The 20,908-nt window shown below is 60.3% G+C and carries 21 protein-coding genes; 5 read left to right on the plus strand and 16 right to left on the minus strand.

Going from position 1 to position 20,908, the window contains the following annotated elements:
• Positions 1 to 16: 16 nt before the first annotated feature.
• From EDF61_RS00525 to EDF61_RS00535, 3 genes are all read right to left on the minus strand, one after another.
• Positions 17 to 1,114 (minus strand): pyridoxal-phosphate-dependent aminotransferase family protein, encoded by a 1,098-nt coding sequence (locus tag EDF61_RS00525; RefSeq protein ID WP_105661843.1) that lies wholly within the window; start codon positions 1,112 to 1,114, stop codon positions 17 to 19.
• Between the two features lie 109 nt (positions 1,115 to 1,223).
• Positions 1,224 to 1,931 carry a phosphonatase-like hydrolase gene (locus EDF61_RS00530; protein WP_286172039.1) on the minus strand — a complete coding sequence of 236 codons (708 nt, stop codon included), beginning with the start codon at positions 1,929 to 1,931 and terminating at the stop codon, positions 1,224 to 1,226.
• Between the two features lie 13 nt (positions 1,932 to 1,944).
• Positions 1,945 to 2,703 carry a GntR family transcriptional regulator gene (locus EDF61_RS00535; RefSeq protein WP_133833237.1) on the minus strand — a complete coding sequence of 253 codons (759 nt, stop codon included), beginning with the start codon at positions 2,701 to 2,703 and terminating at the stop codon, positions 1,945 to 1,947.
• Positions 2,704 to 2,871: 168 nt separating this feature from the next.
• Between EDF61_RS00535 and EDF61_RS00540 the strand changes: the two genes are divergently transcribed.
• From EDF61_RS00540 to phnE, 4 genes are read left to right on the plus strand one after another with little or no spacing between them, the layout of a single operon-like run.
• Entirely contained in the window at positions 2,872 to 4,071 is a 1,200-nt protein-coding gene (locus EDF61_RS00540) for a TIGR03364 family FAD-dependent oxidoreductase (RefSeq protein WP_286172040.1), read from the plus strand.
• Between the two features lie 29 nt (positions 4,072 to 4,100).
• Positions 4,101 to 5,021, plus strand: a complete 921-nt coding sequence (locus EDF61_RS00545) for a phosphate/phosphite/phosphonate ABC transporter substrate-binding protein (protein WP_133832986.1) — start codon at positions 4,101 to 4,103, stop codon at positions 5,019 to 5,021.
• Positions 5,022 to 5,023: 2 nt separating this feature from the next.
• Positions 5,024 to 5,800 carry a phosphonate ABC transporter ATP-binding protein gene (locus EDF61_RS00550; protein ID WP_105658231.1) on the plus strand — a complete coding sequence of 259 codons (777 nt, stop codon included), beginning with the start codon at positions 5,024 to 5,026 and terminating at the stop codon, positions 5,798 to 5,800.
• Complete coding sequence (phnE, locus tag EDF61_RS00555) at positions 5,797 to 6,672, plus strand: phosphonate ABC transporter, permease protein PhnE (protein WP_286172041.1); 876 nt, start codon at positions 5,797 to 5,799, stop codon at positions 6,670 to 6,672. The genes EDF61_RS00550 and phnE overlap by 4 nt, the downstream gene beginning before the upstream one ends.
• Positions 6,673 to 6,879: 207 nt before the next feature.
• On the opposite strand, the gene EDF61_RS00560 is transcribed toward phnE, so the two are convergent.
• Complete coding sequence (locus EDF61_RS00560) at positions 6,880 to 8,100, minus strand: MFS transporter (RefSeq protein WP_133832987.1); 1,221 nt, start codon at positions 8,098 to 8,100, stop codon at positions 6,880 to 6,882.
• Positions 8,101 to 8,195: 95 nt separating this feature from the next.
• Entirely contained in the window at positions 8,196 to 9,866 is a 1,671-nt protein-coding gene (locus EDF61_RS00565; protein ID WP_286172042.1) for an amidohydrolase, read from the minus strand.
• 304 nt (positions 9,867 to 10,170) lie between these two features.
• Here EDF61_RS00565 and EDF61_RS00570 point away from each other — a divergent pair, with 304 nt between their 5' ends.
• Positions 10,171 to 10,902, plus strand: coding sequence for a type 1 glutamine amidotransferase domain-containing protein (locus tag EDF61_RS00570; protein ID WP_133832988.1), 732 nt, complete (start codon positions 10,171 to 10,173; stop codon positions 10,900 to 10,902).
• A gap of 199 nt (positions 10,903 to 11,101) precedes the next feature.
• On the opposite strand, the gene EDF61_RS00575 is transcribed toward EDF61_RS00570, so the two are convergent.
• The 11 genes from EDF61_RS00575 to truB all read right to left on the minus strand — a co-directional run bounded on the left by EDF61_RS00575 (position 11,102) and on the right by truB (position 20,759).
• Positions 11,102 to 11,659: a hypothetical protein gene (locus EDF61_RS00575; protein ID WP_133832989.1), complete on the minus strand. Its 558-nt coding sequence runs from the start codon at positions 11,657 to 11,659 to the stop codon at positions 11,102 to 11,104.
• Between the two features lie 577 nt (positions 11,660 to 12,236).
• A complete protein-coding gene (locus tag EDF61_RS00580; protein ID WP_133832990.1) occupies positions 12,237 to 13,565 on the minus strand; it encodes an LLM class flavin-dependent oxidoreductase in 1,329 nt (442 codons plus the stop codon).
• 29 nt (positions 13,566 to 13,594) lie between these two features.
• The gene (locus EDF61_RS00585; RefSeq protein ID WP_105658236.1) at positions 13,595 to 14,437 is read right to left on the minus strand and encodes an ABC transporter permease; all 843 of its coding nucleotides are present in this window, start codon (positions 14,435 to 14,437) and stop codon (positions 13,595 to 13,597) included.
• Positions 14,434 to 15,282: an ABC transporter ATP-binding protein gene (locus tag EDF61_RS00590; RefSeq protein ID WP_105658237.1), complete on the minus strand. Its 849-nt coding sequence runs from the start codon at positions 15,280 to 15,282 to the stop codon at positions 14,434 to 14,436. The genes EDF61_RS00585 and EDF61_RS00590 overlap by 4 nt, the downstream gene beginning before the upstream one ends.
• A gap of 6 nt (positions 15,283 to 15,288) precedes the next feature.
• Positions 15,289 to 16,164, minus strand: coding sequence for an ABC transporter substrate-binding protein (locus EDF61_RS00595; protein ID WP_166650649.1), 876 nt, complete (start codon positions 16,162 to 16,164; stop codon positions 15,289 to 15,291).
• Positions 16,165 to 16,791: 627 nt separating this feature from the next.
• On the minus strand, positions 16,792 to 17,061 hold the full coding sequence (gene rpsO / locus EDF61_RS00600; protein ID WP_013348393.1) for a 30S ribosomal protein S15: 270 nt from the start codon (positions 17,059 to 17,061) through the stop codon (positions 16,792 to 16,794).
• Between the two features lie 107 nt (positions 17,062 to 17,168).
• A complete protein-coding gene (locus EDF61_RS00605; RefSeq protein ID WP_105661835.1) occupies positions 17,169 to 17,954 on the minus strand; it encodes a class I SAM-dependent methyltransferase in 786 nt (261 codons plus the stop codon).
• A gap of 5 nt (positions 17,955 to 17,959) precedes the next feature.
• Positions 17,960 to 18,913, minus strand: a complete 954-nt coding sequence (locus EDF61_RS00610) for a bifunctional riboflavin kinase/FAD synthetase (RefSeq protein ID WP_105657289.1) — start codon at positions 18,911 to 18,913, stop codon at positions 17,960 to 17,962.
• Between the two features lie 64 nt (positions 18,914 to 18,977).
• The gene (locus EDF61_RS00615) at positions 18,978 to 19,445 is read right to left on the minus strand and encodes a hypothetical protein (RefSeq protein ID WP_181148828.1); all 468 of its coding nucleotides are present in this window, start codon (positions 19,443 to 19,445) and stop codon (positions 18,978 to 18,980) included.
• Positions 19,446 to 19,455: 10 nt separating this feature from the next.
• Complete coding sequence (locus EDF61_RS00620; protein WP_105657288.1) at positions 19,456 to 19,818, minus strand: hypothetical protein; 363 nt, start codon at positions 19,816 to 19,818, stop codon at positions 19,456 to 19,458.
• A 17-nt stretch (positions 19,819 to 19,835) separates the two neighbouring features.
• Positions 19,836 to 20,759, minus strand: coding sequence for a tRNA pseudouridine(55) synthase TruB (truB, locus tag EDF61_RS00625; RefSeq protein ID WP_133832991.1), 924 nt, complete (start codon positions 20,757 to 20,759; stop codon positions 19,836 to 19,838).
• Positions 20,760 to 20,908 lie beyond the last annotated feature (149 nt).

A 20,908-nucleotide genomic window follows, 5' to 3' on the forward strand; every position in this document is an offset into this window, starting at 1 on the left:
CACGGCCCTTGCGCGCCTAGGCCTTGCCGATCGCTTCCTTCAGCGCAGCCAGCAGCAGCGCCACCGATCCCGGATTAGCGTTGGGGCCCATCATGCCGATGCGCCAAACGGTGCTCGCGTACTTGCCGACACCGCCGCCGATTTCAATATTGAAGCGGTCGAGCAGGTATCCACGGACCTTCGCCGAATCAACGCCTTCAGGAACGTAGACCGTCGTCAGCTGCGGCAGGCGGTACCCCTCCTGGGCGAATAGCTCCAGGCCCATTTCCTGCAAGCCATCTTGCAGCAAGCCTCCCGCTTCCTGATGGCGGGCGGTGACCGCGTCCAGGCCCTCAGCCAGGATGCGGTCGATGCCGGCTTCCAGCGATGCGACCATCGAGACCGGTGCGGTGTGGTGGTAGGTGCGTTGGCCCCCGGTGGAACCTGTGGCGTAGCCGCCGAGCAAGCCTAGATCCAGATACCAGGATTGGGGCTTCTGGACGCGGCGCTCGAAAGCACGGTCTGAAATGGTAAATGGTGCCAATCCCGGAGCCACGCCGAGGCATTTCTGCGTGCCGGCATAGCCAACGTCAATCCCCCATTCATCAGCCAGCACCGGCATGCCGCCAATGGAGGTCACTGCATCGGTGATCAGCAGTGCATCGCCCTTGATTGCGCCCAGCGCGGCTATATCGGAAACAACTCCGGTACTGGTTTCAGCATGCACGCCGGCAATGACGGTTGGGTTCGGGTGCGCCGCGGCAACGCGTTCGGCATCGATCGGCGTGCCGTATTCATGCTCGACGCGGACTACTTCAGCGCCAGCGCGCGCAGCAACTTCGCACATGCGCTCGCCGAATAAGCCGTTGATCGCGATGACCGCTACGTCGCCTGGGTTGATGGTGTTGACGAAAGCGGCTTCCATGCCAGCTGAGCCCGTGGCGCTCAAAGGCAAGGTACGGGAGTTTCCGGTTCCCCAGAGAGTACGCAAACCATCAGCAACGCGATCCATGCGTGCAATGAACTCCGGATCCAGATGGCCCAGCAGCGGAAGGCCGAGCGCTGCCGTTGCCTCGGGATACGGGTTGCATGGACCCGGTCCGAACAGGTGGCGCTGAAGAACAGTCTTGCTCATGACGACTCTCTTTCATCTCAATGGGATGTTCCAACTAGAGCTCAGCATATCCCGCATCCCAATCCGAAACGAAACATATCTTCCGCATTGCAAAATTACTCGGGTCGAACTACACGGCCGCGGGCTCGATCGCCTCGAGATAATCCGGCAGCTCCGCCACGGATTCGAGGATGGCGGCATGCGGGAACCGGTCCAGCTCTTCGCGGCCCAGCTTCCCGGTCAGCACACCGATCCCATGCACTCCCGCGTGATGCGCGGCCAGCAGGTCGTTGGCGGTGTCGCCTGCGGCAACAACCTTGGCTACATCGCGAATTCCCGTCAGCTCCATGGCTCGATGAATCATGTACGGCGCGGGGCGTCCCGCTGCGGCTTCATCGCCGGCAACCACTGCGTCGAGAAGTTCGCCAGGACCGACCTTCCACCCCAAGCCATCGAGGATGATATCGGCAACATCGCGCGAGAACCCCGTTGTCAATGCGATCTTCTTGCCGCTGGCAGCCAAGCGTTCCAGCGCTTGCACGACACCTGGCAATGCGACGGGCGGATTCTCCTGGTAATACCCCAGCAGCAAATGGCGGAAACGGTCAAACTGCACCTGCACCTGCTCGTCGCTGGCAACAGCTCCGCCAAGTTCAATCAGCGCTTTGATCGCTTCCTTCTTCTCGGCGCCCATCCAATGCTGCAGATCCTCCTCCTTGACCTCAACACCGAATTCGCACACCGCATTTTCCAGAGCCCGGTACACATCGGCATGCTCGTCAATGGTCGTTCCAGCCATATCGCAGGCAATGAGTTCAAACATGTCTTCTCGTTTCATCGTGTTTTCCTGTTCAGACAGCAATGCTTCGCACACGGCTCAATGAGGCGCGATGCTCGCTGGTGTTTTCAATGGTGAAGTTGGCCAGATCCGGCAAATACCGATCATCGGAGTACTCAAGTTTCTGCCCCGATTTGGAGGAAGTCACGCGCCGTTCGCGCAGGAGCGGGGCGCCGAGCCGGACACCCAGCAGCTGCGCGTCCAGTTCATCGGCCGCCACCGCGTCGATGGTGTGCTTGCCTCGGTAGAGGTCTACGCCTTGCTCCCGCAGGTACTCGAAAATCGAACCGTCATCCGCATCGAATTCGAAGAGCAGCCGACCGACTTCTTGGGTAAAGCTAGTCCGCTCCAGCATCGCCGGGCTCCCATCGAGCAAGCGCAGGCGCAGGATCTGCACCACCTTGGCACCTTCTTCGAGTTCGAGCTGCTCGGCCACGAGGGCATCGGCCGGGCGCTGCGCCAATTCCCGCGTTTCCTGTCCAGCCTCCAATCCGATGGAGCGCGCCCAATCAGTAAAGGACATGAAGGTGGTAAACGATTGGGATTGCACCTGTTGCGCCACGATTGGCGGCTTGCCTTGTCCCCCCGCAATGAGGCCCTCCGAACGCAACTGGGCGAGCGCATGCCGGACCGTGCCGCGCGAGGCATTGGCGCGGGCACAGAGTTCTGCCTCGCTGGGCAGGACATCTCCTTCGTGCCATGTGCCAACCGCTATTTCCTGCCGCAACCAGGTGGTGAGGGCTTGGTACTTGGGTTGCTTCTTGTTCTCCATCACCTCTTGATCATACAAGTGGTTTTATTGTGAAATCAGCGATTCACAAGACATTCCAGTGAACTGAAAGTGAATAGACGGACCCCATTCTGAACTCTAGGCAAACTTGTTCAAACAAGTGCCATTTCGGGTTGAATCCGCTCATCCCGGGCATGGATGATCACTGTCGTGAGCAACGAAAAAAATTTCCCGCAGACCCGGCCAGTCGCCAACCACGCAGATGTGCTGGTGATCGGCGCCGGCATTGTCGGCCTGGCCCATGCCGCTCGAGCCCTGGACGCCGGCCTCTCGGTAATCGTCATGGAACGTGACCATGAGGCCATCGGCGCATCGGTCCGCAACTTCGGCCACTGCTGCATCACCGCGCAGTCCGGCGAACTCTACGACCTGGCGCAGTCAGGACGTCCCTTGTGGCTTGACTACGCTGAACGCGCTGGCTTCTGGGCCGTTGAATCGGGAGCTGTCGTGGTGGCCTCGACAGAAACGGAATTGCAGGTCCTGCGCGAACTGTCCGCACGCCGCGAAACCGGACAGGTCGAGATGCTCAACGCGCAGGACATCGCAGAACAGCTCGGACGCGAAAGCACCGAAGGATTCCTCGGCGGCGCGTTCCTGCGTGATGACCTGCGCGTCGACCCGCGCACCACGGTGGCCAAGCTGGGCCAGTGGGTCAACGCCCATGTTGCTGGCAGCGTCCAGTTCAGCACCAGCGCCTTGGGATTCGGTGCCGGCCGGCATCGCCGGGCCAGCGTGCAAACTAATCGCGGCGCCTTCGAAGCCGACCAGGTTTTCGTTTGCGTCGGCCACGACGTGGACTACCTCTTCCCGCAGATCGCGCAGGAGCACCAGATCACCCGGTGCGCGCTGCAGATGCTCCGCGCAGAAGCTTCCGAAGACCTGGAATTGAAGCCGGCCGTCCTCACCGCCACCTCCATGCTGCGCTACGAGGCCTTCACCGAAGTGCCAGCAGCCAAGGCCCTGCAGGCTGAAGTTCTCGCCGAGCACCCGGAGCTGCTGGATATCCAGGCGAATGTCATGTTCACCCAAAGGCCCGACGGCACCCTGCTCATGGGAGATTCGCACAGCTACGCCGCAACCCAAGCTCCCTTCCTCAAGGAAGCGACCTCGCAAACATTGCTCTCGGCCATCGGGGACTACATGAGTGGCACCGAGCTGAAAGTCATTGAACGCTGGCAAGGAATCTATGCCTCCAGCGCTATCGGCCCCTTGCTCATCCGCAATGCCGCCGACGCCATTACCGTCGTCTCCGTGACCGCCGGAGTCGGAATGACCCTGTCCTTCGGCCTGGCCGACAAGAACATCAAGAACCTCGCCAAGCCGGCCATGGCTTCGTCGATCACCGCCTAGCTTAGCTACACCACGCATTGGAGCAAACCATGAAGATCTCTCAGGCATTTAAATTCTCTGCCGTCTCGCTGGGCCTGCTGGCCCTCACCGCTTGCGGGTCCGCCCAGGCGGATGAGCAGGCCGACTCCGCTGCCCCCGCGTTCTGCGCCGATGGGCCCATCAATTTCGGCATCGAGCCCTACGAAGCACCAGCCAAGCTCGAACCGGCGTACGGCGTGCTCGCCGACGCATTGGAGCGCGAGCTCGGATGCGAAGTCGAGGTACAAGTTGTCGAGGACTACGCCGCCGAGGTACTGGCAATGCGCAATGGAAAGCTGGATCTTGGCCAGTTCGGTCCCGTGGGATACGTGTTCGCCAGCCAGCAGGCCGGCGCTGAACCGCTGGTGTCCTTCGGAACCTCCCAAGGTGAGCTCAGCACCTACACCGGCGGCATCTGGGTTGCGAAGGATTCGAAAATCAAGACCCTCGAAGATCTGCGCGGAAAGGACTTCGCACTTGGCGGCGTGGGCTCAACCTCCGGAGATGTCCTGCCCCGCTACGCACTGAAGACTGCCGGCATTGCCGAGTCGGAAGTCAACTTGAACTACGCGGGCGGCCATCCCGAAGCGCTGCTGGCCCTGGCCAACGGAACCGTCGACGCCGCCCAGCTCAACTCGCAGACCCAGGCAGTCGCCGAAGAAGAAGGCACCTTCAACCCGGAAGACTACCGCCAGATCTGGACCTCGGAACCCATCCCGAATGACCCGATCACCATCAGCGCCGATGCCGATCCCGAACTGAAGAAGGCCGTAAAGCACGCGCTGCTGAACCTGCCGGAGGAAGATATCGCCCAGGTAGGAGCTTTCCTGGATGTGACCCCTCCGGGCCCATTGCTGGAAGTCACCAAGGAAACCTACGGCCCGCTGTTCGACCTGGCTTCCGAAATGGGCCTCACCGAGGACGATATCTAACCATGGACACCACGCAATTGGCCCGTCCGGCCCTCTCGGTGAAGTCCCTGGCCAAGACCTTCAACCAGCGCCGCGTGCTTGATGATGTCGATTTCACCGTCAACCGCGGCGAGCTCGTGGCCTTTCTGGGTGCCAACGGCTCCGGAAAATCCACCACCCTCAAGTGCGTCGCGGGATTGGCCACGCCGGATTCGGGAAGCATCGAATTGGATGGCATCCACCTGGCCGATCTCCATGGCCGTGATCTAGCCCGTGCGCGATCCCGGGCAGCCATGGTGTTCCAGAAGATCCATCTGGTGCCCCGCCGCACAGCACTGGACAATGTCTGCGCAGGCGCCCTGGCCCGTGTCACCGGCTTGGCCTCATTCTCCCCCGCTTTCTTCTCGCGCGAACTGCGGGAAGAAGCAATGGCCTGCCTGGACCGGGTTGGCATGGCCGACCGCGCCCTGGACAAGGTCGGGCGCCTTTCTGGCGGACAGCAGCAGCGCGTAGCCGTCGCCAGGGCCCTGTGCCAGCGCGCGTCGGTGCTGCTTGCCGATGAGCCGGTTTCTGCTCTGGACCCGCATGCGGCCGAGAACATCATGGAATTGCTCGCTACCTTGGCGCACGACGAAAACCTTGCAGTCGCCGCGGTTCTGCACCAGCCAGAGCTTGCACAACGCTACGCAGACCGGGCGATCGGGTTGCTGCATGGACGTATCGCCTTCAACGGTCCGGTCCAGAATCTCGGCGACGACTTCTTGGACGTTCTCTACTCTCCCGAGAGGATTGCAGCATGAGCCTCCATACCCGGACTCGCATCAAGGAACAGGCAGTGGAAAGCACTTCGCAAATGATCGCTGGAAAATCCGCCCCAGCACTGCCCAGGGACCCGCACAAGGCCGCCCGGCGTACCCTTTGGATCACCGCAGTTGCAGTGATTGCCGTCCTTCATCTGCTGGCCATCGCGGGAACTGATTTTGATCCGGCGCTGCTCGTGGATGGCTGGCGCGGGATGGCACGATTCATCAGCGACGCATTCCCGCCGGATCTGAGCTGGGACAAGGTCATACTTCCTGGCTTGGAGGCAACGCTGGTCACCTTGTGGATCGGCTTGCTGGGTACGACCTTCTCCATTCCTACGGCCTTGGTGCTCGCTGTGCTCGCATGCCGCACCACGACGCCGCATCCGCTGGCCTACCAAGCAGCACGCAGCATCTTGTCCTTCTTCCGCGCGGTTCCGGACATCGTCTTTGCGCTCATCTTCGTCACCGCCGTGGGCTTGGGTCCCTTCGCAGGTGTGCTGGCGCTGATCTGCCACAACACGGGAGTGATGGGAAAGCTCTGGGCCGAGTCCCTGGAAGAAACCGATCAGGGCCCGCAGGAAGCGCTGTCCACCACCGGCGCATCACGGGTTCAGCAACTTACCCATGGCGCACTGCCGCTGGTGATCCCGCAGTTCGTCGGCTTGCTCTTGTACCGCTTCGACGTCAACGTCCGTTCGTCACTGGTCCTGGGCCTGGTCGGTGCTGGCGGCATCGGCTTGCTCATCAACCAGGCGATCAAGTCGTTCCAGTTCGATACGATGCTTACGCACATCATCATCGTCCTGCTCTTGATCATCGTGGTAGACCAGGCTTCAGGCTTCATCCGCCGCAAGCTGGCAGTCTAGCTCCTCGCCAGTCGGAAAAGCGCGCTTCGGCCCCAGCAAGTGTCCGTGATCCCGGCAGGATCGAGGACGCTGGCTGGGGCTTCATAGCGCTCTGGGGCCAATCGCATGGGCCCATGAAGATGCCTCGGCACCGTTATCGGCGGCGCAGGTCCTGGAAGGTCGCCGATTTCCACTGGACCCGTTGTGCCGGTGGTGGACCGTGCACTGCTATTCAGGAATTCCCATTGGAGCGACGCGCTGGGGCAAGCCGTGCTGATTGCGGCCCTGGACGAGAACCACGCAGGTCATGGACAGCAGCACTCCGACACTGCAGGCGACGAGAAGCACGCCAAAGCCGCTGGCAGCCTCGATGAGCATGCCGCCCAGAACTGGTCCAAGCGCGAACCCGGTGCCGATCATCAAGTTCGTGGAATTCATCAGGTGGCCGCTGGAGTCCAGGTCGGAGACCGTGGCCAGCAAGTAGGGCAGGATGAAGGTCCAGGAGAATTTGAAGATGATCGCCGCGGCCGCGAACTGCACGGCTCCGCTCAACCCGAACAGCAAGCCGATGGACAGCAGCATCGCCAGATAACCGAGAATGAGGAACAGCGGGCGGCGCGGATGGTCGCCCAGGAATGTGGCCAGCAAGGAGGAAGCAATTCCCGGGACTGTCGCAACAGCGAGAATCAGGCTCGTCGTACCCAAATTGATCTGCGCGGACGCCGCGAATTGCCCCATGAACGACCACACCCCGCTCAACGCTACGTAGAAAAGCATTACCGCCGCCAGGGCCAGAAACGCCTTGGATCTCGGGGCCGGCCGGTGCCCGTAGTTGGCACTATCGGCAGCCGGGTCAGCGGCGCTTCCCAACAGCACGTTGCCATCGATGCGGTGCGCAACCGCCATGCAGCACAGGGCTAGCCCAGCCATGGTCCAGTAGATCGCAGACACCGCGGAATCCGCGAAGAGCACCGGGAAGAGCGCCAGAATCACGGCGCCCATGACCAGCTGGGCCGCAACGAATAACCCATAGGCCCGTCCTGGGTTCGCGCTCCTGCCGCTCAAGCTCAGGATCACCACGGTGATCGAGCCAGCAGCCAGGGACGTCACAATGCGGCACACCGCCAAGAGCGCGTAGTTGTCCGCAAAGCCCGAGACCACATTTCCGGCCACGGCAACCAGCGTGAAGACACGAGTTGCCGTCACGAGGTTGACGCGCTTGAGCCACAGATAGGCGGGGATAGTCGCCAAGCTGAAGGCCCCGAGCTCCATGGACAGCAGCCCGCCTACTTGGGTAGCCGTCAGGCCGAATTGCGCCACCAGCTTGGAGGCGATCACCGGTGCGGTCAGCAGCACCATGTACAGCACCGCGCTGTAGGCACCGATGTAGATGTAGGTTCCGCGGTCGCCGCCTGTTTTTGTGCGCGCGCCAGCCAGTATCGAGTCCATGGCTTCCCTTCGAGACAGCGGCGAGTTGCCGCGGGTAAATAATGATGCTCCGGCCGATACCCTGGCCGGCTGAGAACAACGTGCTGGGCAGGCGATTAGCGCACCGGCACGCTCGAGGATCCGAGTCGGTCGTAGACCTTTTGCCCGCTGAACCAGGTCTGCTGTGCAGTGATCTGCGGCAGCTCTTCGAGTTGCACCTCAAACGGGTCTGCCGAGAGCATGATGAAGTCAGCGGACTTACCGATTTCCAGCGACCCGGTCAGGTCATCCAGTCCCATCGCTTTGGCGCAATTGATCGTGTAGATGCGCAAGGCATCCGCCAAGGTCACGGCTTCTTCCTCCCAGAGCGTTCCGGGGAAAGCTCCGGTAGGATCCTTGCGGGTGACCAGACCGTAGATTCCTTCCCATGCGTTCGGGGAAACGCTCACCGGCCAGTCCGAGCCGCCGGCAACTAGCGCCCCGGTGGCCAGCAAGGTCTTGTTCGGGTGCATCTTGGATGCCCGGTCGGCGGGAAGGACGAGTTTCATGGCTTCGGTAATCACCCCGGGGAACCACAGTGACGGCGAGATATCCGCGGTGACTCCCAGTTCTGCAAAGCGCGGCAGGTCATCCGGGTGAATGAACTGGCCGTGGGCGATATGGTATTTCGGGTCGCCCAGACCTGCATCGCGCACCTTCTGGACTGTGTCCAGGACCAGGCGCACCGAAGCATCGCCGGTGCAGTGGATCTTCGCGGAAATGCCCCGCCGCGCCGTGCTCATCAACCAGCCCTCGAGTTCTTCTGGAGGCATTGTGGTGTTGCCGCAATGGCATTCAGGGAATCCCGCCCCCTCCAGATACGGTTCGATGAAGGCTCCGGTCCCTGCCGGCGGAACGCCATCAAGGAAGATCTTGATGAAATCCGGGCGGTGATGAGTTGACCTGGTTTGCTCGCGCTCGGCAATGATCCCCTCGCCCAGCGGATGGGTCCCGAAAATGAAGTCATTGGCCTGCATGCTGGAAACCACCCAGGCGTGCAGATTCCCGGATTCATCGAGTTCTTTCAAGGCCTGCATGAGTTGCAAGGAGGCGGCAGCATCCTGGAAACCGGTGATGCCGTAAGAATGCAGTATTTCCATGCCCCGCGATGCCGCTTCGGCCAACTGCCAAGTCGGCGTGGGGCTCATTGATTCGCGGACCTGTTCGACAATTACCCCGCCGGCTTCCAGCAGCACGCCGGTGGCTCGGCCTTCGGCATCCCGCATGATTTCCCCGCCTTCGGGGTGAGGGGTCGCGCCGGTGATGCCCGCAAGCTCCAAGGCATGGCTGTTCACCCATCGGTTGTGCTTAGCATCATCCTTGAGCAAGGCCGGCCGGCCGCCGGTGGCCTGATCCAGCCGCGCCAGTGCCTGGGGCGTATTGATCTCGCTCAACAGGCCCGAACCCCAGCTGCCACCGATGACCCACTGGTCCGCAGCCAGCTTATCCGACCAGACCGCGACTGCCTCCAGGAACTCGTCCAGGTTGAGAGTTGGCGGAACGTTGAGCTCGAACAGGTCCATCTGCCCGGCAAGCATGTGATGATTGTGCACGTCCATCAGCCCGGGCATGATCGTGGCCCCGTCCAGATCGATAATTTCCATTTCCGGCCCACGCAGCGCCAGCGCATCCTCTCCGAGCGCGACAATCTTTCCTGCGCGGACGGCCATCGCATTGACTATGCGTTCATGCGGATCCAGCGTATGGATGGTGCCGTTGACCAAGAGAAGGCTAGGGGCGGTGTTCACGAGTGCAATCCTTTCGAAAGATACCAATCCGGGATGGCTCTCCAAGGTTCAAGAAGTGATGCACGGCATATCCCGGCCGGTGCATTCATTCTCGCAAAGTCCGCCCCAAGGGCGTTGGCTTTAGGCGCATGCTTAGTTGGCAACGCACGCCAAACTCGCTCCGGGGCTGGAAACAGGAGCCACGTCCCACTTGTTCTCCCTCCGGAGCACGATTCCGGAAAGCAAACTGGCAACTTGCGCATCGCCCTTGCGACAGCCTGCCTGTTGTACAAGGGTGGAAGGACGAATGCGAAAGGAGCACACCTTGAAGAAAATCCTCATGGTCCTGACCAGCGTTTCCGAAATCGGTAATGACAAGGAACCTACCGGATACAACGTCGCCGAGGCCGCACATCCATGGAAGGTGTTCCGGGATTCCGGGCACTTCGTCGACTTCGCTTCCATTAAAGGCGGACAGCCCCCGCGCGACACAGTGGACCAGGACGACCCGGTCCAGGTCCAGTTCACCCAGGACGAAACGACCCGTGCCGGCTTGTACAACACCGCAAGGGTTGAAGTCGTCGACCCCGAACAGTACGACGCCGTGTACCTCGTGGGAGGCCACGGCACCATGTGGGACTTCCCCAATAATGAGGGCCTGCAAAAGCTGGTCGGCGCTATCTACAACAAGGGCGGCGTTGTCGGTGCAGTCTGCCACGGCCCGGCCGGTCTGCTCGATGTCGAGCTGCATCATGGTTTGAAACTCTTAAGTGGCAAAACCGTTGCAGCATTCACCAACGATGAAGAAGTGGCCGTAGGCAAGGATAAGATCATTCCGTTCTTCCTGGCCGACAAGCTCACCGAGCAAGGCGCCACGCATATCGCCGCCGATAACTTCGAAGAGAATGTACAAGTCTCCGAACGCCTGGTCACCGGACAGAACCCAGCTTCCGCCGCAGGTGTCGCCAAGGAAATGGAAAAGCTCTTGGCCGAAGTGATCCACCAGGAGAAGGCCGCTGAAGCCGCAGCCGCCGAGTCCGAGGCCGAGGCACAATGAGCTAAGTCGTAACCCAGCCCGAAATCTCATAAAAAACGCTTGGATCCGTGTAGCTTCGCGGATCCAAGCGTTTTCGACTTCTACTGGACTTTATATAACGCATTCCGTACTCCATGCAACGCCGTGCACCCCTTGCCGAAAGCGTGGCTGGTGATGCAAGCAGCTTGGAAAGCGTCTCGGATTGACCCGACAATACTCGTCAATCGATTGGGTCTGGTTCGCAACCTGGCCGTCTCTGCATCGCAAAAGCCTTCTCATACAGAGTGGCGCTCTCATCCGGCCAGCCTGGATCTCGCGGAACGACACCGGTAGCAGCCCAGAGCGTCTCCCTTAGCCACTGTGCGAATCCAGCTACACGGAAGTTGCCTACAGCGCCTGCATCCCCTTCAGCATGCTCAAGCAAGACAATTGCTCGCCTCATCCCACCGAGCTCGTTCTGAATGACGTTCCACAGCTCTTCATCCTTAGTGAACACAACGTCGTAGCTGTCTTCATCTTCTTCGGGAGGCCATTCCATCATTTCGCGTTCAACCGGCAAGGACCGGGAAGCAAGGAGCTCTGGGTCGGAAATATCGTAGGCTGCAACTACACGTGCCGAGTCTACATATTCATCGATGAGGTTGCCGGCGAACCTGGAGTAGTCGAAGGTCTTGCCACCCAACGAGGTGAGAAGTGCTGCAGCTTCCGACACGCGTGGAGCAGCGCCAACCCCGTAGTGTGCACGAGCAGCCTGCAAGAGTTCTTGGTAGTCAGTCATAGTTCCCCAATTCAAGCACTATTGGTGCCGCCAACAGTAGCTGGCGGCACCAATGCTTCGTGCAAGTTCTTTCCCAGGTCGAGCTTCCGTAGAAGAGATGAATGTCAGGGGTCCGCTTGTTGGGGTGGAAGTGCCACATGTACCCTTCTTGCCTCCTCCACTGATTTCGGGTCCAACTGGCGCCTTGCCGTCCTTAGTAGCTGCAGCTAGGGATTTTGCTTTGTTCCTGGAAAGCGCCCAAACGCCGTTGCCCTTCTTGCCACGGGTGACAGCCTTGGTTTTGGCCAGGCCCTTGGCGCTGATGAAGCTCTTATTGCTCTTGCGCGTTGCCGGGTAGTAATCGCGCTACTTCGATTTGCTCTTCACCAGCTGCTGCCCGTGGTGGGAGCCTTGTCGAATCAACTTCGTGCGGCTCCCCTCGCCAGTACTTTCCTTGCGGTTTCTCCATGCTGATCACCCAGGGCATTCCTGGAGGACGCAGCTGAACCAGCAACCGGTATCCGCCGGGGCCTGATCCCACCGGCAACCGAAGGCCGAGAGCAATGGCTCTCGCCCTTCGGTACACGACTTTCAGGCTCTAGAATGCCAAGCCCAGGCGATTATTTGCCGGTACTGGCAACCCGTAGTTTCCGCGAAGCGTACTCTGCTCGTATTCGGTACGGAAGAGCTTGCGCTGCTGCAAAATCGGGACTACCTGCTCCGTGAATACTTCGAGACCTGCCGGCAAGACCGGAGCCATGATATTAAATCCATCGGCCGCTCCGGCTTTGAACCAGTACTCGATCCGGTCCGCCAGCTGCTCCGGCGTACCCGAGAACGTCTGGTGTCCCCGGCCAGGACCTAGCTCCCGGATGATCTGGCGAACCGTGAGCTTCCTTCGGTAACCCAGATCCAAGATGAGATCTCTTCGGGAGGTGGATTTCTCCTTGGCCACGGTATTCTCCAGCTCGGCGGGAAGTTCTCGGTCCAGGTCAAGGATTGCCGGCTCCACATGCAACTGCTGGGCCAGAGTATTCCTGGCGTATTCCGGCAGAATGAGCTCATCCAGGGAATCCGCCAATTCATTGGCTTCGGCTTCCGTGGAACCAAGGATGGGAACAATTCCTGGAAGGACTTTGACCGAATGCGCTGCTCGGCCGTTGCCTGCTGCCTTGTCTTTGATTTCCTGGTAGAAGTCCCTGGCAGACTCAAATGATTGGTGAGCGGTGAAAATGGCTTCAGCCCATCGCCCGGCGAATTCCTTGCCGGCGGCCGAAGCTCCCGCCTGGACGATCACCGGATGCCCCTGGGGCGACCGCGGGACATTGAGCGCTCCAGCAACCTGGAAGTGCTCCCCGATGTGGGCCGCGGGGTGTATCTTGCCCGGATCCGCCCAGATCCCGCTTCCCTTGTCAGCGACGACTGCATCCGGCTCCCAGGAGTCCCAGAGCTTCTTGACCACCTCCAGGAATTCCTCGGCGCGACGGTATCGTTGCGAGCTGTCCAATTGGGCGGATTGGGAGAAATTCCTCGCCGCTGCATCGCCTGCTGTGGTGACGACGTTCCAGCCCGCACGCCCATTGCTGATCACATCCAGGCTTGCAAAGCGGCGGGCAAGATTATAGGGGTCGTTGTAGCTGGTTGATGCGGTCGCTATCAGCCCAATGTGCCGGGTCAACGGGGCGATGGCAGAAAGCACTGTCACAGGGTCGAGGATTCCTGCAGGTCGTTGGGCGACCGGCCCTTGAAGCACGGGGCCGTCTGCGAGGAAGATCGCGTCGAGCTTCGCTTTCTCGGCCAGCTGCGCCAAACGGATGTAGTGGCCGATGTCCGTTCCGGCATGTGGGTCGCTCAGCGGCAGGCGCCATGAGGATTCATGATGCCCGGTAGTCATCAAGAACGCGTTGAGAGTCAAAGTTCGTGTCATGGTTGTAGTCCCTTCGGTAGGAAGATTGTCTAGGCGCGAGCCCAGCGCGAGAAGTGGCGCTCCAGCGCTACAAGTGCTGCGTTGACCGTGAAGCCTAGGATGGCGACAGTGAGTATGGCTGCGTACATTTTCGGGATCAGGAAACTGGCTTGCGAATTGGTGATCAGGAAGCCCAGTCCAGCCTTGGCGCCGATCATTTCGGCGGCGATGAGCACCAGCACGGATGACGTTCCTGCCATCCGGACGCCGGTGAAGATGATGGGTACGGACGAGGGCAAGACAACTTTCGCGAAGATCTCGTAGCTGGTGAGCCCCAAGGTTTTTGCCGCCCTGATCAGCAAGGGATCTACGCTGCGTGCTCCAAGGATGGTGTTGAGAAGCACCGGGAAGAACGCCGCGTAGACGACAATCGATACTTTGGATACTTCGCCAATACCGAGAAGGAGCGTGAAGACCGGAAGCAACGCCAAGGCCGCGGTATTTCGGAATACCTCCAGCAACGGGTTGAGGAAATCGCCGACTTTCGAGAACCACGCGACGACCAATCCGACTGGCACGCCGATGAGGACAGCGAGCGTGAATCCTACGGCCGCCCGGCCTAGGCTTGCCAGGATGTGCGTGCCCAGATCCCCTGAGGCAATCATCTTCCCCAGTGCCTGCAGGACTTCATGCAAGGGAGGAAGAAAGACCCGGGATGATGGTTCCAGGACGAATTGCGGGACAAGCTCCCACACCAGGAGAAAACCGATGATCGCACCCGAACGGTACAGCGTTGACCGCAGTCTTCCGGCCAAACGCAGGAAAGGAGAAGGCCGGTTTGACTCCCCGGTGGAGCCCTGCAGGCGCTGGTCCGGTACGGCTAAGGTGCTCATGCTGGTACTCCTGGAGAAACGAGCGACTTGTGGCTCACCGGCGATTTGCCGGCACTGGGAGCGGACTCGTGAAGCAGCGTCCAGATGCGATGGCGGTAATCGCTGAATTGGGGAGCCGAGCGGATGTCATCAACACTGTGGCGCCCGTCGAGTTCAATGTTGATGATCTCCTTGATTCGTCCGGGTTTGGAGGACATCACCGCTACCCGCTGCCCCAGGTACACGGCTTCTTCTATGCCGTGCGTAATGAAGACAATCGTGGTTCGGGTGCGACTCCAGATATCTAGCAGCAAGTCCTGGAGTTGTTCGCGTGTTTGGGCATCCAGGGCGGCGAACGGCTCATCCATCAGCAGCACCTTGGGTTCATGGGCCAAGGCACGGGCTATGGCCACGCGTTGACGCATGCCGCCGGATAGTTCGTGGGGGTACTTGTCTTCCACACCCTGCAGGCCAACGAGTCGCAGATATTCGTTAGCGCGGATCCGCCTTCCCGATTTGTCCAGTCCCCGACCGCGACGGGCCTGGCTCTCCAGCCCCACCTCGACATTGGCCACTGCCGTGAGCCATGGGAAGAGCGCGTATTGCTGGAAGACTACTGAACGTTCCAGGCTGGGACCGGAGACCGGCTCGCCATCAACGAGAACTTCGCCCGAAGTTGGCGCGGCCAACCCGGCCAAGATATCCAGAAGAGTGGATTTGCCGCATCCGCTGGGGCCGACAAGGGTGAAGAATTCTCCGTCCTGGATCCGGAGATCCAGTGATTCAATGGCCGTGACGGCAGTATCTTCACTTGATCCGGAGCGGAGGAATTTCTTGCCCAAGTTCTTGATCTCAATGGTAGACATGCGCGATTACTGCCCTTCGTTTGCGAGGTCGTTGAATTCGTTGGTGTAGTACTCGCTGGGGGTGATTTCTCCTTCGAGAATCCCCGCGTCGTTGAGCCATTGCGCCCATCTGCTGAAGTCCTCATCTTCGATGGCTGCGTGTTCGCCCAAGCCATAGCCGTTGAAGTACTGCAGGGCTTCAACGTCGTCTCCGCGATCCCTGGATTCAACGATTGCGGTGAATCTCTTGATGACCTCTTCGCGCGGATGCGTCGAAGCCCAGTCCGCTGCTTTGGCAATGCCAGTGGCCAGGGAATGCGCTGCTTCAGGGTATTGAGCGATGAAATCATCCCGAAGGACGTACTCTCCGGCATCAAAGTTGCTGAAGACTTGCGTGTCCCTGAAAACTTCTCGCAAGCCGCCTAGCTTCACCGCATGCACTTGGGAAGCCCCGGAAAGAGCGCCAACGTCGACCTGATGGGTGCGAACGGCTTGTGCGGTGTCGGTAGGTGGCAATACGACCAGCTGCACCTGCTCGATCTCTTGCGGCGTCAGGCCTTCGGATTTCAGATAGCTGCTAACGACCGCTTCGGAATGAGCGCCCAAAGTATTGACTGCAATTGTCTTGCCAATGAGGTCCCTCGGTTCTTTGATGCCGCTGTCTTCGCTCGTGTAGAACCCGACAAAGTAGTCTGCATTGGAACCATAGGATGAGACCACCGCGGTGACAGGCGATCCAGCTTCCTGCAGCTTCACCACTGCTCCGGAGAACGCGCTGCCGATCTCGGTGGCGCCGGTGGCTGTGTTCTGGATCGCCGAGGGCCCGCTGGAGTTGTTGCCAACCCATTCCAAGGACACACCGTCAAGGTAGCCCAGGTCTTCAGCCAGCTCCGGAAGGATCACGGTATTGGCGCTTCCTTCGTAGCGGACGGTTATTGTGCCGTCAGGGTTCTCAAGATCCGTGCCGTGAGCTGACGCAGTGCATGAGGCTAAAAAGAACGCTGCTGCCGTCAGCCCCGCCGCCGTGCCCATGCTTCGAAAGTTCAACCGTTTGAAATTATTCATCCCTGTTCCCCTCTATTTCGCGCTTTTTCCGTGCTTGGTAGCCATGCAACCACTTGGGCGGCGCCTCGGAAAGGGCATGGAAAACTGGAGAAACGAGAAGAAACCTGAGGTCAAAGTGACCTTCAGGTTTCGGAAGATGTCGCGGGATGGCTCATTAGCCTTAGCCCAACGGTATGTGGCTCCACAGGAAGGTCAGATACCGAGATATTCGGGGCGGAATTTAATCCGGGGAAACGTTAGCGGGAGCGTCCAAGGCCTCTCCGACGCCTGTTCCGTCATGTGCTTGCCTGCGGGATGAGCCTGGGAGAGCAGGAATTCATCCGATTCTTGCCTCTGTCGATTACTGATCTTGATTCGTGCCGGCAAATCGCGAACACATGAGCGGCGTTGCCAAGGTCCGGAGGCAAAGAAAAATCCCCGACTCCTGAAGCGGAGACGGGGAATTTCTTGCTCTGAAGCAGAGGACTACTTGCGCAGGCCCAGACGCTCGATCAGCGAACGGTAACGCTCGATGTCGGTGTTCTTCAGGTAGCCGAGCATACGACGACGACGACCAACCAGAGCCATCAGGCCACGGCGGGTGTGGTGATCATGCTTGTGCATCTTCAGGTGCTCGGTCAGGTCCGAAATACGGCGGGACATGACGGCAATCTGAACCTCAGGCGAACCGGTGTCACCCTCGTGGGTAGCGTAAGCCTTGATGATTTCGTTCTTGATAGTGGCATCCAATGCCATAACAAACTCCTAGAGTTGGACCGCGTTCATAAGTCGGTGCGAACGTCGAGACGCTCACGGCGGAAACTCGCAACCGCGGACTGCAGCGAGAACCATCGTCAATCATATCACCGACGGGTGCGCCGGCGGGACCTCCAGGCATGGGTGAGATAGGGCACCTGCACCTTTGCGTCCTGCTCGTGCCCCAGATGCTCCTGCCAATACCAGGCCAAGTTCGCTTCCACCTTGGCGCGGGTAGTTTCTGAAGACTTGCGGTAGTAGCTGCGGGATTTGGTCAGCTCGACGATCTCGTGGAAATCCAGTTCCATGGACCAATGCCAGATGCCATGCTCCGGCTTCTGGAACTGGGGTCCCAACGGCGGCTCCAGCTCCGGCCGGTGCACATCGCCGGCATGCATGATGCGTGCCAAGCGGTGAACCCAGGGAATGGCGACATCCAGCTGATTCCACAGCAGGGTGAGCCAACCGCCATCATGGAGCAATCGGGCCGCTTCGGCACTGGCTTGAGGGTGGTCCACCCAGTGCCATGCCTGGGCATAGGTCACCAGGCCAGCGCTATCGGCCTCCAAGCCGGTCGCTTCACCTGCGGCGCAGGTTACCTCGATCGCCGGCAGCCGCTTGGACAGGACCGAGAGCATTTCTGCCGATGGGTCTACGGCCCTGACTTCCAGGCCTGCACGGATGAGCTGTTCGGTGAAGATCCCCGAACCGCAACCGATGTCAATGGCACTCACCGGTCGGTGCTGCAGCGTGAATTCCAAGGCTTCCTGCGGATAGGAAGGACGGATCTTGTCGTAGCTTTCGGCATCGGCTTGGAAAGCGGAAGCTAATTCATCGCGGCGCTGGGCGCCCACGACGAAGGCCCGCTGCGGCAATGATGGTATCTCAGCCATGATTCCTAGTGGCGTTCTATAGCCAGCACCGCACGGGCCTGGTCAACGTCCTCGGTCATCTGCTCAATGAGGGCTTCGATGCCGCGGTAGGCAACCATCGGACGCAGGTGGGAAATGAACTCAACGACAATCTGCTGTCCGTACAGATCGAAATCTTCCACGCCTTCTTCGGGGCGGTCAATCACGTGGGCTTCAACCACTCGGGAGACGCCATCGAAGGTGGGGTTCGACCCGACGGAAATTGCTGCTGGCCAACGCACCTCGGCCTCGTCGATCACCCAGCCGGCATAGACCCCATCGGCGGGGATGATGCCGGTGGCTTCGGTGTCCAGATTCGCGGTGGGAAATCCCAGCTCGCGTCCACGGGCATGGCCATGGACTACTTCTCCGCGCATGCGATGCGGCCGGCCGAGGATCGCGGCGGCAGCTTCGACATTGCCGGCGGCTAGTTCTTCACGGACCCAGGTCGAGGACAAGCGGCGCTTGTCCCCTACGTCTTCGACACCTATGACTTCAAAACCGTATTTGGTGCCCAGTTCCTGCATGTAGCTGAAGTCCCCGGAATTGCCGCGGCCAAAACGCACATCATGCCCGACCACAACGGCCACGGCATTCAGCTTCTCTACGATGATGGAGCGAACGAACTCTTCAGCGCTCTGGTCCGCGAATTCCAGGGTGTAGTGGATCATCAGCGTGGCATCCAGGCCAACGCTGGCCAAGGTGTCCACGCGGTCAGCCAGACCCATGATCAATTCAGGAGCATCATCGGGACGGTGCACCAGCGCCGGGTGCGGGTCGAAAGTGATCGCTACCGATTGAGCCGAGCGTGCTTTGGCCTGCGCGACAGCTGCATCCAGCACCTCGCAATGGCCCAGGTGGACACCATCAAAGTTGCCAATGGTCACGACAGTGGGAGCCATATCCGCGGGGACGGCATCCAAGCCCTTCCAATAGTGCACTTTGCTCCTTCAGAAATTCTGCTGCGGTGGATGGAAAACCCACCGTGGTAATTCTTGCACGTCTTTAGGCGTGACGCTCGTTACGGTTACGGTACAGCCACCACAAGCCGACAATCGGCAGCACCAGTGGAACGTAGCCGTATCCTTCGCCGAAACCGCTCCACACCGACGGATGGGCGAAGTCTTCGGGGTGGGTCAGCGACAAGATGCCGACCACGATCACGCCTGCCAATTCAACGGCTACCGCCCAGAGCGAAACCAGCCAGGCACCACGCTTGGCTGAAGACAGCGAGAATGTGGCAAGGATATAGACCAGGCCAGAAAACAGCGACAGGCTGTAGGCGATCGGCGCTTCGTCGAATTTGCTCATGATCTGGTACACCGCGCGCACGCTCGCCGCCAGGGCGAGGATGCCGTACACGGCAATGATCACCCGGCCCAGTCCGGTGGACCGGCTTGGCTTGGGGGCCTTATTGGTGCTGCGCGCCTGAGCGGCCTGCATGATTCGCGAATTTCGCGGCTTTTCACCCATGTGAGTACTCCTACTGCCAGATCTGTTCCATGCGGAACACCATTACGAACGTGACGGCGGCCGACGCGGCCAGCACGGCGTTGGACCAACGGCTCTTCTCGCTGATCGCCCAGAAGAAGGCCACCGGCGGCATGATCAGCGCTGTGATGAAGTAGCCCCAGAATTCCACCGGGTCGCCTTGCACTGCATTTCCCCCGACCTGGCGGATCGCGGCCGCGATGCCGTAGGCAATCAGGAAAAGCTCGGTGGCCACCGCACCGATCAGCGCCCAGTCATCCGGGTGCTTGCGGATAGCGGTTGCGATAACTGCCACCAGCAATGCCAGTGCGCAGACCACCGCTCCGGCGATGAAGAATCCATTGACGGCAATCAAGCCAGTTCCTTTCGGGATTACTTAGCGGTGAAGACCAAGGCCGTACGCGCCTTGTCGCCCTTGTCTTCCAGCAGTGCGACCAGCACGCCATTGGGAGCGAAAGCCGCAACGGTCTGGCCTTCGGCAATGTCCATACCCAGATGCGAGGCGGGGATGGTGCGGCCGAAAGACAATTCCACGGCTTCGTCGACGCTGACCGTGCGGTTCGGGAACAGCGCGGCAGCAGCCTTTTCGATTGGGAGAATCTCGAATTCCCCGGCCAGCTGCTCCAGGGTGCGGGTGAGCTCGATCTTGTATGGGCCCACCTCGGTACGGCGCAGCGCCGTCAGGTGCCCGCCAACGTTCAATGCTTCGCCCAGGTCGCGGGCCAACGCACGGATGTAGGTTCCAGAAGAGCACGATACCGTGACGTCGACGTCGAGGATCTTGCCGCCGTTTTCGCGGCGTACCTCATGGATCTCGAACCGCGAAATGGTGACCGGGCGGGCCTTGAGTTCTACCTGTTCGCCAGCGCGCACGCGAGCGTAGGAACGCTTGCCATCGACCTTGATGGCCGAGACCGAGCTCGGAATCTGCTCGATGTCTCCGCGCAGCTGGACGATCTCGCGCTCGATGTCTTCGTCGCTGACCGCTGCGGCGATGCGCTCGGAAATGATTTCGCCTTCGGCATCGTCCGTGACGGTGTTCTGCCCCAGCCGGATGGTGGCGGTGTAGGTCTTGTCGTGGCCGACGATGTAGGTCAGCAGCCGGGTTGCCTTGTTCACGCCGATAACCAGCACGCCGGTGGCCATGGGGTCCAAGGTGCCTGCGTGGCCGACTTTTCGAGTCCCTGCAAGTCTGCGGATGCGACCGACCACATCGTGGGAGGTCATTCCCTGCTCTTTGTCGACTAATACGAGGCCTGAGGCCTGCTCTTGCGTGTTCTGCCCGGCTTTACTCACGCCTTCCAGTATATGGCTTGTGCAGAGAATAAGGCTGTCGCTGGTTCCAAGCGTGGCAGATCCCACTTGCAGCCTATTTCCATGAGCCGGCAATGCTCCGGGACCGGGCCCGCCAGCCCGCGGATCCGGCAGCTTCACGGCCTGCCAGC

The organism is Arthrobacter sp. JUb115 (assembly GCF_004365035.1).
Taxonomy (GTDB): Bacteria; Actinomycetota; Actinomycetes; order Actinomycetales; family Micrococcaceae; genus Glutamicibacter.